Source organism: Enterococcus alcedinis (genome assembly GCF_014635985.1).
Taxonomy (GTDB): Bacteria; Bacillota; Bacilli; order Lactobacillales; family Enterococcaceae; genus Enterococcus_I; species Enterococcus_I alcedinis.
Genome location: NZ_BMDT01000014.1, coordinates 13359 through 28843 on the forward strand (window position 1 = coordinate 13359; position 15485 = coordinate 28843).

General features: G+C 37.9%; 14 protein-coding genes. 7 read left to right on the plus strand and 7 right to left on the minus strand.

Going from position 1 to position 15485, the window contains the following annotated elements; all coding sequences use genetic code 11:
• Positions 1-73 precede the first annotated feature (73 nt).
• Together IEV09_RS11565 and IEV09_RS11570 are read right to left on the minus strand one after the other, a co-directional pair.
• Positions 74-427 (minus strand): YtxH domain-containing protein, encoded by a 354-nt coding sequence (locus tag IEV09_RS11565; RefSeq protein WP_188368470.1) that lies wholly within the window; start codon positions 425-427, stop codon positions 74-76.
• The gene (locus IEV09_RS11570; protein ID WP_188368471.1) at positions 428-853 is read right to left on the minus strand and encodes an HIT family protein; all 426 of its coding nucleotides are present in this window, start codon (positions 851-853) and stop codon (positions 428-430) included.
• Positions 854-1021: 168 nt separating this feature from the next.
• Between IEV09_RS11570 and IEV09_RS11575 the strand changes: the two genes are divergently transcribed.
• The 4 genes from IEV09_RS11575 to IEV09_RS11590 all read left to right on the plus strand — a co-directional run bounded on the left by IEV09_RS11575 (position 1022) and on the right by IEV09_RS11590 (position 5749).
• The gene (locus IEV09_RS11575; protein WP_188368472.1) at positions 1022-1828 is read left to right on the plus strand and encodes a CppA N-terminal domain-containing protein; all 807 of its coding nucleotides are present in this window, start codon (positions 1022-1024) and stop codon (positions 1826-1828) included.
• A gap of 149 nt (positions 1829-1977) precedes the next feature.
• Positions 1978-2979 (plus strand): serine hydrolase domain-containing protein, encoded by a 1002-nt coding sequence (locus IEV09_RS11580; RefSeq protein WP_188368473.1) that lies wholly within the window; start codon positions 1978-1980, stop codon positions 2977-2979.
• Positions 2980-3017: 38 nt separating this feature from the next.
• Positions 3018-3965, plus strand: a complete 948-nt coding sequence (manA, locus tag IEV09_RS11585; protein WP_245329692.1) for a mannose-6-phosphate isomerase, class I — start codon at positions 3018-3020, stop codon at positions 3963-3965.
• Positions 3966-4456: 491 nt separating this feature from the next.
• Complete coding sequence (locus IEV09_RS11590; protein WP_209651436.1) at positions 4457-5749, plus strand: globin-coupled sensor protein; 1293 nt, start codon at positions 4457-4459, stop codon at positions 5747-5749.
• Positions 5750-5877: 128 nt separating this feature from the next.
• On the opposite strand, the gene IEV09_RS11595 is transcribed toward IEV09_RS11590, so the two are convergent.
• Both IEV09_RS11595 and mdxK read right to left on the minus strand, forming a co-directional pair.
• On the minus strand, positions 5878-6897 hold the full coding sequence (locus tag IEV09_RS11595; protein WP_188368474.1) for a LacI family DNA-binding transcriptional regulator: 1020 nt from the start codon (positions 6895-6897) through the stop codon (positions 5878-5880).
• Positions 6898-6953: 56 nt separating this feature from the next.
• Positions 6954-9218 (minus strand): maltose phosphorylase MdxK, encoded by a 2265-nt coding sequence (gene mdxK / locus IEV09_RS11600; RefSeq protein ID WP_188368475.1) that lies wholly within the window; start codon positions 9216-9218, stop codon positions 6954-6956.
• A 157-nt stretch (positions 9219-9375) separates the two neighbouring features.
• Between mdxK and IEV09_RS11605 the strand changes: the two genes are divergently transcribed.
• The 3 genes from IEV09_RS11605 to IEV09_RS11615 are packed head-to-tail and all read left to right on the plus strand — an operon-like array spanning position 9376 to position 11451.
• Positions 9376-10254 carry a phosphotransferase family protein gene (locus tag IEV09_RS11605; protein WP_188368476.1) on the plus strand — a complete coding sequence of 293 codons (879 nt, stop codon included), beginning with the start codon at positions 9376-9378 and terminating at the stop codon, positions 10252-10254.
• A 38-nt stretch (positions 10255-10292) separates the two neighbouring features.
• Positions 10293-11105 carry an endonuclease/exonuclease/phosphatase family protein gene (locus tag IEV09_RS11610; RefSeq protein WP_188368477.1) on the plus strand — a complete coding sequence of 271 codons (813 nt, stop codon included), beginning with the start codon at positions 10293-10295 and terminating at the stop codon, positions 11103-11105.
• Positions 11106-11118: 13 nt separating this feature from the next.
• Positions 11119-11451, plus strand: a complete 333-nt coding sequence (locus tag IEV09_RS11615) for a DUF3221 domain-containing protein (protein ID WP_188368478.1) — start codon at positions 11119-11121, stop codon at positions 11449-11451.
• Between the two features lie 70 nt (positions 11452-11521).
• Here IEV09_RS11615 and IEV09_RS11620 read toward each other — a convergent pair whose 3' ends face one another.
• From IEV09_RS11620 to IEV09_RS11630, 3 genes are all read right to left on the minus strand, one after another.
• Positions 11522-12187 carry a type 1 glutamine amidotransferase gene (locus IEV09_RS11620; protein ID WP_188368479.1) on the minus strand — a complete coding sequence of 222 codons (666 nt, stop codon included), beginning with the start codon at positions 12185-12187 and terminating at the stop codon, positions 11522-11524.
• A 1-nt stretch (position 12188) separates the two neighbouring features.
• Positions 12189-13532 (minus strand): Mur ligase family protein, encoded by a 1344-nt coding sequence (locus tag IEV09_RS11625; protein WP_188368480.1) that lies wholly within the window; start codon positions 13530-13532, stop codon positions 12189-12191.
• 393 nt (positions 13533-13925) lie between these two features.
• Positions 13926-15335, minus strand: coding sequence for a TrkH family potassium uptake protein (locus IEV09_RS11630; RefSeq protein ID WP_188368481.1), 1410 nt, complete (start codon positions 15333-15335; stop codon positions 13926-13928).
• Positions 15336-15485 lie beyond the last annotated feature (150 nt).

Genomic DNA, 15485 nt, shown 5'->3' on the forward strand with positions numbered 1-15485 from the left:
CTTACTATACCACACTCTTTTTTATAAAAGAACGCATTCAAAAAATCTTTTGCGAAAACTTCAAAGAAAATTCTTATTCTGTGGACTCTTCTTTAGAAAAAGAAGATAAATGAGCTTGAATCACGCTTAATTGTTCGTTAATACGAGCGATTCGTGGTTCTGCTTGGAATTCGAATGCGCGGACGGATTTTTCCATTGATTTTTGAAAATCAGGAATGAGCATTTTCGCTAAATCTTGGAGTTCATCTGCTTTTTCTATCACAGTTTGATAGTCTTTTTTAACGGATTGAACGTCATCTGACATCAAGTGAAGGGGCTCTGCGAATTCTTCACGTGTTTTTTGACCTTTTTGAGGAGCAAAGAGCAAACCGCCAAAACCACCAACAAGTCCGCCAAATAAGAGACCCTTAAAGAATCCTTTTGCCATCTATTTCACCTGCTTTGCAATTTTTTCAGCAATTTCAATCAATTCTTCGGGCGTTTGTTGACCCATATGGTTGCCAAAGTGCATCGAGAAATCATCTTCTTTTGTATAACGTGGGATGAGGTGGATATGTGAATGAAAGACTGTTTGATAAGCCAATTCTTTATTGTTATTAACAATGTTCAGTCCTTCCATTTCAGGAAACGCTGCTTCTAGCGCACGAGCAATTTTGGGTAAGCGTGAAAAAAGTTTTTCAGCTAAAAGATGATCATAACTAAAGATGTCTGGTACATGTGTTTTTGGAATGAGTAAAGTATGTCCAGGGGTCGCTTGCCCAATATCTAAAAAGGCATAGACGTCCTCATCTTCATAGATTTTATAGCTAGGAATTTCTTTGTTAATAATTTTACAGAAAATACAATTCTCCATTAAAAAAAACCTCCTTGAAAAAATTTGACTACTGATTACTATTGTATAGGATAAGTTGTTGAAATTGCAAAAAATATTCATATTTACCTGATTACTCTAGGTTTTTAGTTGCATAAAAGGGCGTTCCTAAGTACAATGATTTGAGAAGTATTAGAGAGGAAGTTTTGAATGTCTAGTTTTATGTTAGGAAGTACGGCACTTTTAGAAACGTTAACGATTCGAGTGAAGAATCGTAACAACATGATTCAGTTTTATCAAGGCATTTTAGGGTTTAAATTAAAGCAAGAAGAGAACGCACTAGCCATTATGGGGACAGTCGATAGCCATTTGGAACAACTGTGGTTAGAAGAAAGTCCACGTGCTCGTGAGCACTTTGGTGAAGTTAAAAAATTAGTAAATTACACAATTGAGATTAGTCATGTTGCAGAACTAGCGAGTATTTATCAACGTTTAGTACAAGCAAATCATGATATCTTATCAATTGATTTTACACCAGGAACAATTGACATTTGTCTAATGGATCCTGAGCAAAATCAGTTGATTTTAACGACTCCGCAAACAACGACTAAGATTGAAACCGTTGAAGCGCTGGGGGAGCAAGGAAAGTTAGAGACTGTCTTAAGTGCGAATACACGTGTGAAGGCCCTAACACTAAACGTTCCGAATAAAGAAGAAGCACGTATATTCTTTACTGACGTTCTAGGACTGACAGCCAGTCATTTACAAACGACTCATGAAAAAGCGTTATCGTTAGCCTTAGAAGAGTCTGACGAAGAAAATATCCTCACTCCAACACATGAAATTTTAGGCATTGATTTCTTGAAATTTACGATTTCAGAAGCTGATTTACTCGCTTTAGAAGCCCATCTAGTGGCACAAAATATCGAGTTTTTCATTGATAAAAAGAAAAGTATTTTAACCATTTATGATCCAGTCGGTGTTGAATGGTGGTTCACGAAAGAAAAAACGAAATAATTCTTTCGATTAAAATGAGCAATCAAAAATGCGTGTCAGATGAAGATAGACAACCATAGCAAGACAATCGGTAGAGCCTTTTTCTACCGATTTTTTTTACGGCTAAAAATGCCGTCTAAATGAGTCAAGAAAAGGAAGGGGGAAATCACATGTATCCCAAAACACAAAAATGCATTGAACTAAAACGACAAGCGGGTGTTTTCTCAGGTGTTGCGTATCAGTTCTTTGACGGTCAACAAGAGGAACAGCACATTATCGGAGAGGCAGCGATTGAACCAAAACTGGAGAAGCTGACAAAGGATCATCTCTTTGATGTGGCATCGTTAACGAAGGTGATTTGTACGACGAGTGTCATGCTTCGTTTGATGGAGCAAGGAGAGATAGCAGTCGATGCCTCACTCGCAACTTATTTACCTGGTTTTCAGGATGAACGGATTACGATTCGTCATTTATTAACGCATACATCGGATATCGTGACTTGGATTCCCAATCGTGATCAGCTCGATCAACAAGCATTACGTCAAGCCTATCTTCAGCTACAAGCTGGTGAGGGCTTGGGGCAAAGTGTGAAATACACCGATGCCGGTACGATTTTACTAGGGTTTTTAATTGAAGAATGGTATGGAGAAGATGTGACAACCGTTTTTGAACGTGAAGTTTTACAACCATTAAAAATGAAACAAAGTTATTTTCCACCACTCTCAAAACAATTAGCTGTTGTACCAACGGAGCGCTTGATGGATGGTACCCTTCTTAAGGGCATCACGCATGATCCAAAAGCAAGAGTGTTAGGTAAGCATGCAGGGAATGCTGGATTATTTAGTACAATCGATGACATCGCGTTATTCGTGCGAATGTATTTAGACAATACTGGCGATTATTTGAAACAGTCAACGATTGCCTTGCTACAAAGCGATCAGACACCCAATCGTCAAGGGACACGTTCACTAGGTTGGGATTTAAAAGGGGAGTGGCTCTTTCATACAGGTTACACCGGTACGTTTATTTTAATGAATGTCACTAGAAAAAAAGCCATGATTTTTCTATCGAATCGGGTTCATCCTAATGATTTTCGTGAAGCATATATCGAAGAGCGAGATGCAATAATTGCGACATATTTAGATGAAATCGCATTTGAAAACGTGTTATAATATAAAAGTAATCAGTTTTTATGAAGAGGAGATTAATTATGCAACCATTATTTATGAAACCAGTTTTCCAAGAAAAAATCTGGGGCGGTAGTCGTTTACGTACGGTTTTTGGCTTTGATATTCCAAACGATAAAATTGGAGAAGATTGGGCAATTAGCGCGCATCCAAATGGTGTAAGTGTGATTGAAAACGGTCCCTATAAAGGCCAAACACTCGACCAATTATGGAAAGAGCATCAAGAATTATTTGGTCATTCAACGGAAGATGTTTTCCCGTTATTAATAAAAATTTTAGATGCAGAAGAAGATTTATCTGTTCAAGTTCATCCAGATGACGTTTATGGCTTGAAAAATGAGGGTGAATTAGGAAAAACAGAATGCTGGTATATTATTGCAGCAGAACCAGGTGCTGAGATTATTTATGGACACAACGCACAAACACGTGAAGAATTAGAAGCAATGATTCGTGAAGGACGCTGGGATGATTTATTAACACGCGTGCCAGTTAAAAAAGGTGATTTCTTCTATGTACCAAGTGGTACGATTCATGCCATTGGTAAAGGGATCATGATTTTAGAAACACAACAAAGTTCAGATACAACTTACCGTGTGTATGACTACGATCGTAAAGATGATAGTGGACAACCACGTGAATTACATATCCAACAATCGGTTGATGTGACAACAGTACCTTCAAATCGACCAGAAGTCACCATTCAAGAAGTTAAAAAAGGCGATTCAGCCATTATTACATACGTTAAAACAGATTTCTTTAATGTTTACGAATGGCAAGTAAAAGGAAGCTTGAGCTTCACAAAAACAGCACCTTATACATTAGCAACGGTCATTACTGGTTTTGGTAAACTCGTTGTAAATGGTGAGACACATGAGTTAAATATGGGAACAAGTTTCATCTTACCAAATCAAATTGACAGCTGGGAAATTCAAGGAGATGTAACAATCATCGCCTCTGAACCAGGACAATAAACAAAATAAAAAGACCAGAGAAATGATAAAAAATTTCTCTGGTCTTTTATTGCAGACAAAGGCATTATCCTAAAGGATTGGATCCTATTTTTAATTTATTGTGTTATTTTTCGTTTTCGTTCGAATCTATTTTTGAGAATTAACACATCGAATAAACTTTTTTGGGGTTAAATTCAAGGAAGTTGATTGGATGTTTATTTTGGTGCGCTTAACTTTTGAATGTATCTAAAAATGAGTGGAAAGATTGTTAAATTAGTAATGATAGAAGTGTATTTTGGATGTTGAGTCTGAAATTCAGAAGATGTTCACTCAGTTATAAGTCAATTGGTAAACGAAAGATAACTGTGATTTCAGTTGTAAACGATAAGAATATTTAAAATAAAAGAATAAATGACGATATAATACTATGTTATAATATCAAGAATCTCTTGTATTTCACGGCAGTTGATTTTTGAATTTTTGGCAATAATTATTGAGTTAGGAGAATTTCATTGATTTGTAAAAAATGTAAAAAAACCAAAGAAAAGAAATTAAACAAAGATGTAAATGTTGAATGGAACATCCCAAAAGGAATTGATGCAGAACATCAAGTACAGATGATTGGTTTGACAAAAGAGGATCTTCGAATTATTCATAATTTACAACCATTTGTTAATGAACAAATTGATGATATTGTGAATCGATTTTATGAAAACTTAGAAAATGAGCCATCATTACTCGACCTCATCAACGATAACAGTTCGATTGAAAAATTGAGAAAAACGCTTAGAACGCACATTACTGAAATGTTCAACGGGGTGATTAATCAAGAGTATTTTGAAAGAAGAATTCGTATCGCACATATTCATGTTCAAGTCGGTCTTAAAACAAAGTGGTATTTATGTGCCTTTCAGGACCTTCTTCTTTCATTGATAGGTATTATCGAAGAAAATTTTGAAGATAAGGAAGAATACTTTTTGGCAATCAAAGCGGTATCCAAAATCTTAAACCTAGAACAACAATTAGTGCTTGAATCCTATGACATTGAAACGGAGCGCATTCGAAAAAAAGCAGAAGATCAAAAAATACTAGTAAGAAACAATGTCGCAACGGCATCTGAAAATCTGGCTACTATATCTGAAGAAACGAGTGCCTCTTTTCGTCAATTAATTGAACAATCAAATGAAGTGGTTTATCTTGTTAATAAAGAAACCGAATTGTCACTTCTTGCTGAAAAACGAGCGGAAGAAGGGAAAGAACAAATCAAAAAACAAAACGACAATATGGGAAATATCAACCATTCGGTGAATGATATTTCTTTTGATATAAAGATGTTAACGGAAATATCGAAACGAATGCAAGAAATTGTACAAATTATAACCAGCATTGCCAATCAAACGAATCTCTTAGCCCTTAATGCAGCAATCGAAGCCGCACGTGCAGGAGACGCTGGAAAAGGTTTCTCTGTTGTAGCTGGGGAAGTTCGTAAACTTTCTGAAGAGACGAAGCAGTCCGTTTCAAGCGTATCTAATTTAATCGCTGATACCAATTCTCAAACGGAAAAATTAATACTTTCCATCGAAAAAATAGGGGAAGCGGTAAAAGTTGGGGACGATAGCATGAAAGAAACAGATGAGTATTTTAAGCAGATTTTAGAAACGATGGATGAAACGAAATTCCAAAATAACAAAATTGAAAATGAACTTTCTTCTTTTGTGAGTGTGATTAATGAATTAGGAAGAGCGTTCGAGGAAGTCGCCTTGTCGGCAGAGAGTCTGACCAAGATTACAGATGAGATGAACTAGCAGATCGTCCGTTTTTTTTACATTGTTGGAGCATTTAAGTTCATTTTAGTAGAGTAGAAATAAGCCTGCCTTTTCAATGAAAAATAAACGACCAGAGAAATTATAAAAAATTTCTCTGGTCGTTTTGATTACTTAAATTTTTTATTCAAAACCGTTTCTCGTTGAATGAGTTCATGCGGTACGACAACCCGTAAGCTGCTGTGCATTTCTTGATTCGTTAGCTGCGCCATCAATTGCTGAGTAGCAATTGAACCAAGCGAGGCCACATCAATATCAATACTCGTTAAATAAGGATGTGTCAATGTCGTGAAAATGGAGTTGTTAAAACTGATTACCGATAAATCATCGGGGACTTTGTAGCCTAAAAGTTGGGCTAATTGAATAATTCGGACAGCAAATAAATCATCAATCACAACGAGTGCCGTGGCTTTGGTTTCTTGTAAGACTTCAAGAAATTCGGGATAATCTTGGGTTTCTTCAAAGGATACAACCGGAAATAAAGGTAAATTCGCCATCATTAACGCTTTTTGATAACCAAAATAACGTTCGAAATATAAATTTTCATGGGTTGTATTTGTAATAAATAGAATCCGTTGATGGCCTTTATCAATTAGATGATCCGTCGCTTGCTTACCAAGCAGTTGATTGTCATTATCAACATACACGATGCTTTCTTCTTGTGTGTAAGGCTGACCAATCAAGGTAAAGGGAATCTTTTTTTCGATAAGATAAGTAATGATTGGGTCGTATTTATCTGAATAAGTCAAAATAAAGCCATCGACTTGTTTTTGGCGATGCATCTGTTCGACATTGGCCAACAAAGTGTCAAAGTCACGAGCTGATGCAACAGCCACCGACATATTGAATTTTCGGGCTTCTTCATTGATGGTCTCAATTGTTTCTAAATAAAAAGGATTTCCTAAACGCTCTTTTGTATTTAAAGGCGGTAAAACAACACCAATTGCACTCGCTGTTTTTTTGCCTAGATTACGTGCTGCCAAATTGGGTGTATAACCTAATTCATCCATGACTTTTCGAACTTTACGTTTTGTTTCTTCTGAAATGCTTGGATGGTTGTTAATGACTCTTGAAACGGTAGAGGTTGCGACTCCTGCTTTTTTTGCGACATCTTTTACAGTGATGCTCATGTCTTTCCACTCCTTCCCCTAACGAAAATCATCGTATCATAAGACCACAGTCAATGCTAGCGCAGAGGCAGACGAATTTGATCGGTTAATGTGACATGTTCTTGATAAACCAGCATTTCAAGTGGTGCTCCTTTTAATAAGTCGAAAGTTACGGCTTCCGAATCGACTTTGACAAAGATTAAACGCCCGCGATAGTTAATATGAAAAGCATAAGTCTGCCAAGCTTTTGGTAAGAAAGGTGCGAAGCTTAATTGTTGATTCGCGGTTTTCATTTGGGCAAAGCCTTGAACGATGGCTAACCAACTACCTGTCATGGACGTAATGTGTAAGCCATCTTCCGTATCGTTATTGTAGTTGTCTAAGTCTAAACGCGCCGTACGCTCATACATTTCAAGCGCTTTGTCTTCCATCCCCAGCTCAGCGGCTAAAATCGCGTGGACACTTGGAGAAAGAGACGATTCATGAACAGTCATCGGTTCATAAAACTCAAAATTGGCTCTTTTTTCTTCCAAAGTAAATTGCTCGTTGAAGAAGTAAATCCCTTGTAATACATCGGCTTGTTTAATAAAGCAAGAGCGTAAAATATGATCCCACGACCAATTTTGATTGATTGGTAAGTGAATCGGATCAAGTTCGGACACAGGCATTAATTCTTTGTCTAAGAAGGTATCGTGTTGCACGAAGACACCTAATTCCTGATCGACAGGGAAGTACATGTTCTCGATAATGGCTTGCCACTGCGCCTGTTCGCTTTCACTAATTTGAATTGTTGCTTCATTTTTAAACTTGCGATAATTTTCAAGTGTATAACGCAAGACCCAAACGGCAATCGTGTTCGTATACCAATTGTTATTGACATTATTTTCATATTCATTCGGACCAGTCACGCCATGTAACATGTATTTTTGGTGACGTTTTGAAAAATGCACACGGTCCGCCCAAAAACGAGCAATTTCGGCTAAGACTTCTAAGCCTTCTTTTTGTAAGTACGTTTCATCACCGGTGTAGTTTGTATAATTGTAAATCGCATAAGCAATGGCACCGTTGCGATGAATTTCTTCAAAGGTAATTTCCCATTCGTTATGGCATTCAATCCCTGTGAAGGTAACCATCGGGTATAAGGCACCTTTTAACCCTTGTTGTTGCGCGTTGTGTTGTGCTTGTGGTAACTGATTGTGTCGGTATTTTAATAAGTTTTTAGTCACATTTGGTTCAGCAAGAGCTAAGTAAAGCGGGACTGCGTAGGCTTCGGTATCCCAATAAGTGGCGCCACCATATTTTTCACCGGTGAACCCTTTTGGACCAATGTTTAAACGCTCATCTTCGCCGTAATACGTTGCAAATAGTTGGAACAAGTTGAATCGAATTCCTTGTTGGGCAGCGTCATCGCCTTCGATTAAAACATCCGCCAGTTCCCAACGCTTCTTCCAAGCAAGAAGATGTTCCGCTTTTAAAGTCTGATAGTCGTTACCGAATGTTGCAAATAAGTCATTTAGTGTGGCTACTTGCTCAGCTTCAGGGATATCCCGGCTCGTTAGCACGATGACTTGTTTTTCAAGGGACATCTTTTGATTGGTCGTTAAATGAAAATCAAAGGTTTGTTCCGCCGTCAAAGGTGTGTGGCTCGTATCGCTGGCACTCAAATTGTGTTTCATTCCAGTCGTCACAACGAATTGTTCAATTTCAAATGGATTCGGGATAGTCTGTGCGGTGACATAACTGACCTCAGGTGTCGCTACTTGATTCCTTGCTTGCCAAAACATTTCGTCATAGTTGCTATCTTCGTTTTGAATCGTGTTGTCTAATTTCGATACCACACGAATCGTTGCTTCACCGGCTAATACCGTCGCATTCATTTGAATCATCGCCAATTCTTTTTTGACGATACTCAAGAAACGCTCAAAACGAAAAGCAACGGTTGCTCCGGCTACAGTGACGGTAAACTGACGCGTCAGTAAGCCTTTTTCCATATCTAGTTCCAAATAAAAATCTTCCGGTTTAAGTACGGCTAAATCGACGGGTTGATCGTTAATAAATACGTCCATTGCGATGAAATTTACCGCGTTAATGACTTTACCGAAATATTCGGGATAGCCATTTTTCCACCAACCAACACGTGTTTTATCGGGATACCAAACGCCGGCTAAATACGTACCAAGGTGATGATCGCCAGAGTAGTGTTCTTCAAAATTGCCACGCATACCCATATAACCATTACCAATACTCGTTAAAGATTCTTGTAATCGACGATTCTCGATGTCTAATGCCTTTGTCTTAATTTTCCACGGATCTACTTCGAATAAGCGCTGAATCGATTTCATAATGAGACCTCCAAATAATCATTTTTGTTAATCATATCATAAACGCAATCGGTTGCATAGTAAAGCATTATTGTTGCAAAAAGTCAAAGCGTGTTATACTTAAAAAGAATCGTTTAGGCCGTTCTGAAATGAAAAGTCAAAAAGGTGTGAAACCATCATGGAAGAGAAATTAAAAGATTACATCCAAACAATCAATCAAAATCAAATACTTGCGTCCGACGTGCTTAAGGCGAGGCCGTTAAGTGGTGGCACAGCAAGTAATGTCTGGTTATTAAGTGATAGCAGTCAGCGACAATATGTATTAAAACAAAATAGTCAGGTGAATGAAGAAGTCACCTATTTAGAGGTATATAAAAAGAGTCGCTACTTGCCCAAGGTCATATTTTTTGATCAAAGACAACAATTTTACGTTTATGAATATTTACCAGGAATCATTCAACCATTTATTGCGGATAAACAAACCATGTTACTGGAATTAGCCACAGATCTATGGTCCCATGCGGTTTTAGTGCCTCCGTCAAAATGGGGTTGGACCATCAGCCCAACCAGTAGTTGGACGGCATTTTTACTGGCAGAAATAGCGGATGCTAAAGAAACCAATTCGTCTATTTTGCCTACCGATTCTGATGGATTTGTTTTTCAACTTGCACAAAAGCAAAAGGGGCCAGCGCAAGCGTACTTACTACATGGCGATTGTGGCATACACAATCTCTTGCAAATCGATCAGCAAGTCGTATCAGTTATTGATCCAGAACCCTTATACGGGACTCGTTTATTTGAACTTGTTGCGACTTTTTGTTCATCGCCGGAGCAGCTAACAGAAAACACGTTAAAACCAGCTGTTGAATTATTGATAGGCACGTATGATCGTCAAACGGTCATTGAAGAAGTGTTAATCGGTTTGTATTTGCGTATCTATCGCTGTTATTGGCATCACCCAACCGACCTGTCTGATTATTTGATCGCATGGGCAGCTTGGTTTGAAAAATATCAAAGTTCTCAGAAAGAAAAAACATTTGGAATGAGTCATAAATAATCGATTGTTTCCTACAAAAAGAAAGGGTTAAGACATACATGAAAATTTTAACGTTAAATTGCCATAGTTGGTTAGAAGAAAATAAAGAGGAGAAGTTTCAACAACTCGTTGATAAAATTGTCGCAGAAGACTTTGACGTGATTGCGCTACAAGAAGTCAATCAAACACAAGGGGAAGAAGGCGGAATTTTAGACGAATGGTATTGTTTGAATAACGATACGTGGCCAATATTAAAAGATAATTTTGCGTTGGCATTATCTGAAGCCTTACAGATCGAAGACAAAGAGTATTATTGGACATGGGGATTTAGTCATTATTCGTATGGTCGTTTTGAAGAAGGATTGGCGTTGTTTTCAAAAGAGCCACTTTTAGCGAAGGTCACACAAGTTTCTAAGTGTAGTGATATCAACGATGCTCGTCGTCGCATTTTAGTCAGTGCCGTGACAGAAAAAGAAGGCCAATTACTAACGGTCGGAAGTATTCATCACTCGTGGTGGGCCGATGATGCCTTTAAGATTGAATGGGAAGGCTTGGAAAAAGCTTTTGAGGAAAATCAATATCCCTTGATTCTTGCGGGTGATTTTAATCAGATTGCGGGAACCATCGGACATGAACTGGTGTTAAACAGTCGCTTAAAATTAAAAGACAGTTTTCAAATTGCTGAAAATGTCATTGGTGAGGCAACAATTGAAGGACCGATTGACGGTTGGAACGATCATAACGGCTCTTTACGAATCGACTATGTTTTTGTCAGTGAGGGACTAAAAGTTAAAAATCATACCGTTGTCTTTGATGGGGGGAGAGAGCCGTTGGTCAGCGATCACTATGGGATTGTGGTTGAAGTCGAGTAAGGAGGACGTGTTGGTGAGTAAAATCAAACAACGAATTCTTGTGCTTGTTTTTATATTAATCGCTGGTTTTATTTTCCTTCAATTGCTATCGAATCGGCGTAATCGTGACATTGTGGGAACCGTAACGGAAATCCATCAGCAGCGTGTGACCGTTTTGACGGACGATTATCAGCAAGAAAATGGGGGACAATCCCAAGGTGATTTGGTCTTTACTTGGGAGCGAGCGGATGAATTTCAAATCGGTGATCGATTGAAAATCACAATCAAAGGTCCTGTATTAACCAGTTTTCCGGAACAAGCAACCGTCACAAAAATCGAAAAAATAAATGAAATCAAAGAGAAATAAAAAACACCCTCTGATAGCAAAGCTCTCACGTCTTGTGAGTCTTCGCTATTAGAGGGTGTTTTCGGTAAGTTTATGAATTGCCGTATTTCTTGTCTAATGCAAGCTTCAAGAGGCGGTGTGCCAGGTTGACGTTACGTGCCAGAATCGGTCCGTGGAAATAAGAACCATAAACGTTACGATAAATGACGCCTTCACCTTGGTCTTCACCGTTATTGCCGTTGCCTTCAAGGACGGTTCCTAAAGGCTGCTCGTTTTCACCTAGGAATGTTCGACCGTTATGGTTTTCAAAACCAACATACGTTTCATTGAAGCTTTCATTGAAAATTTTGACATCGCCGATGAAACGGTTATTGTCTTGACGAATCGTGTAATGATCAAGTGCACCAATACCTGAAATTTTATCGCCATCAGCCGTTTCGTAATAGTGACCGAGCAATTGATAACCGCCACAAATCGCTAATAAAACACCATCATTTTCGATGTATTTAATCAATTCATCACGTTTACTTTTTAAATCAGCGGAAACAATTTTTTGTTCATAATCTTGACCACCACCAAAAAAGACAAAATCATAATCTTCAGCTTGGAAAGGTTCATAAATGCTGACGATTGAAATATCAAACGCGACATCCATTTTTTTTGCAAGATAATTTAACACAAGTAAATTCCCGTTGTCACCATAAGTATTGAGTAAATTACCATAAAGGTGGGCAACACGTAGTTGGCGTTTTTCCATCTTAGTTGCCTCCTTTCAAAATACCTTGTTCGGTTAATTTTTGGCGTAATTGTAAAACAGCCGTATAAGTCGCTAAAATATAAACATTTTCGGTCGGTAGTTCAGCAATTTTTTGAATCACTTGATTCAATGAGTCAAGCTCCGTAATTTTTTCATCCGGAATACCGGCAACTTGTAAGCGGAAAGTCATATCTTGACGGCGATCGCCACCAGTTAAGACTTGTGGAATCTCACGTTGAGTTAAATTCTCATACGTGCCATCCCAAATCCAGCTAATATCGATGCCATCTGCATAATTGGCATTGAGTAAACAAACAAGTGAGAAATCTTCGGGTGATAAGTTCATTGTGTCGATGACTTGGTTGAGTCCGACTGGATTTTTTACTAAAACAAGGGTACATTTTTTGTCACCGATTTGGATGACTTCTTGACGGCCAAAAATCTTTTCATCATAACCAAGACCGTGTCGGATTTGATCAGCGGTTAAGCCGTAATGTTCGCCAACTGCAGCTGCGGTTAAGGCGTTGTAGACGTTATAAAGTCCACCAACTTCAATCTTATAATCGTCCGTACCAATCGTAAATTCAGATGAAACATTCGTCATTTCTCCAAGGTGCGTCAAGCGATAATCCAATTCTGGACGCTTGAAGTCACAATGAGGACAGTAATATTTACCTAAGTTGGCATAAGTAATCATTTGATAATGTAAAATATGTTGACACTGCGGACATAAAACGCCATCTGTGTTTGGATGTGCCATTTGTTCTTCATCAGGTAAATGATCAAATCCATAATAAATTCGTGGATTCGGTGTCGCTTTGGAATTAAAAATTGGAGAATCACCATTCGCCAAAATTAATGCTTCCGGTGCATGGGCGGCACCATCTAAAATCATTTGATAAGTCGTATAAATTTCGCCGTAACGATCCATTTGATCACGAAAAATATTCGTGAACACAAAAAGTTTCGGTTTAATATAAGTCGTTACTTTTGCAAGACTGGCTTCATCAATTTCTAGGACAGCAAATTTCTTTTGTCCTTTCTTTGTTTTGGCGCTTAAAAAAGTCGAAACAATCCCTTGTACCATGTTGGCCCCTGTCGGATTCGTTAAGACATTATCAAATTTTTGTTGTAAGATTTTAACAATCAAAGCGGTCGTTAATGTTTTACCATTTGTACCAGTTACGACAATCACTTCGTAATCTTTCGCTAAATGATCAAGAATTTTGGGGTCAAGTTCGAGCGCGATTTTCCCTGGATAACTTGAGCCGCCTTTAAAAAAGGTCTTTAAGACCCATTGAGCCGTTTTGCCGACAGATGCCGCAAAATAATGTCTGATATTCATTTGAAACCTCCAATTATTGGGAAAGGTTAAAAACCATCCAAATTCAACTAATCATACCATATTCAAGAGAAAAGATAAAAAAGCTTTTACAAATTTTTAATAAATCGGCAAGAAAGAAAAATCAAGAGGCCAGACATCTGTCAGAGCCTCTTGATGAACGGTATTTCTAAAGCTGACACTCGGAAATAAGTCGATCTGTGAAAAAATGAAAATCCCATTTTCTTCCCAGATGCGTTCTTATTTCTCGTGTCAAATCGCTTTATAAATAACCTTATGATGAACGGTATTTCTAAAGCTGACACTCGGTCATAAGCCAAAACCTCCCAAAAGTAAAGCGCACTTTCGGGAGGTTTCTTTTCTTATGACTCGTGTCAACCCGCTTTATAAATAACCTTAGCCGATAATAATTTTTTCTGTTGGGTACTCATATCCTAGGTCGCGAGTTTCTTTTGGTACGAATAACAGTAAGGTATAAAGCATGCCGATTCGGCCGATAAACATTAACATACCGATTACTAATTTCCCGAAATTTGAAAACTCTGGCGTAATGCCCAGTGACATTCCGGTTGTTCCAAAAGCGGAAGCGACTTCGACGACGATAGAAATCAAGGAGAAATTTTCAGTCGCGGTGAGTACGATAACGCTACTGAAGCACATCGCCAGTGAGAGCATAAAGACGATGACAGCTTTTTGAACATCATTGTTGTCGATTTGACGCCCAAAAACATTGACTCTTGATTCGCTTTTTAAAAAAGAAAACAAATACAAACCAATGATCATGACGGTCGTTGTTCGAACGCCACCCCCAACGGAACTGGGGCTGCATCCGATGAACATGAGTAGTGAGAAAATAAGTAAGGTTGTTGTTTGAAATTCACTGATGTCGTGAATTTGTAAACCGGCATTTCGTGTGGTTACGGAATAAAACATACTCGTCACAAGTGTTTCTGAAAAAGAACTTCCTTGAAACATGTGGTTTTTTTCAAGTGCAAAAATCGCTAATGTTCCACCGATAAACAAAATCACGAAAGACAGCACCGAAATTTTTGTAAAGAGTGAAAAACGAAAAGGCAGTTGATGCAAGGTTTTCTTTTTACATTTTTGTAAGAACCAGGAACGGAAATCCATAATAACTGGAAAACCAATCCCACCGATGAAAATTAAAAACATAATGGCGAATAAAAAAGCATAACTATCCGCGTAAGGTAAAATCGAATGACCAGTCACATCAAATCCAGAGTTTGTCACGGCTGAAATCGCTTGATAAAATCCATTAAATAATGCATCACTCCAACGACTATAAAAACCGTTTGTTTTAAAATAAATCCCAAAAATAATTCCACCAATGACTTGAAAACTAATTAGAATTAAAAAAGTCGTTCGAATGAGATTGACGATGCCACTCAGTCGCGGTTGATTCATATCGGTCATGATCAATTGTCGTTGTTTTAAAGAGATTCGTTTATTTGAAACGATAAAGAAAAAGGTTGAAATCATCATAATCCCAAGTCCACCAATTTGAAATAGGATCGAGAGTAAAACCACACCATTTTTATTGAAGACCTCATTGATTGGGAATGTTGACAGACCAGTCACGCTAATCGTGCTAACAGCCATAAATAAGAGGTCAATAAACGAAGCTTCACTTCCTGGTTGTCTAAAGATCGGTAAGTAGAAAAGTCCGAGAGCGACAATCGTCATGAGAATATAATAGCTGACGATAATTTGAATGGAAGACACGCGCTGATAAATGAATAACCGATTTTTTCTAAGAAACAACCGGATGTTTCGTTCCAAAGACATGAATGTTCCTCCTATAAAGAAATAATAAAACTAGTATAACAAATTTTGACATGGAAGTACTTGAAAGTCACAAGAACTAAAAATTTTATGAATAATAATTGATGGTTAAAGCTTAGAATCAAAAGCTATGTTATACTGATTTCAAATAAA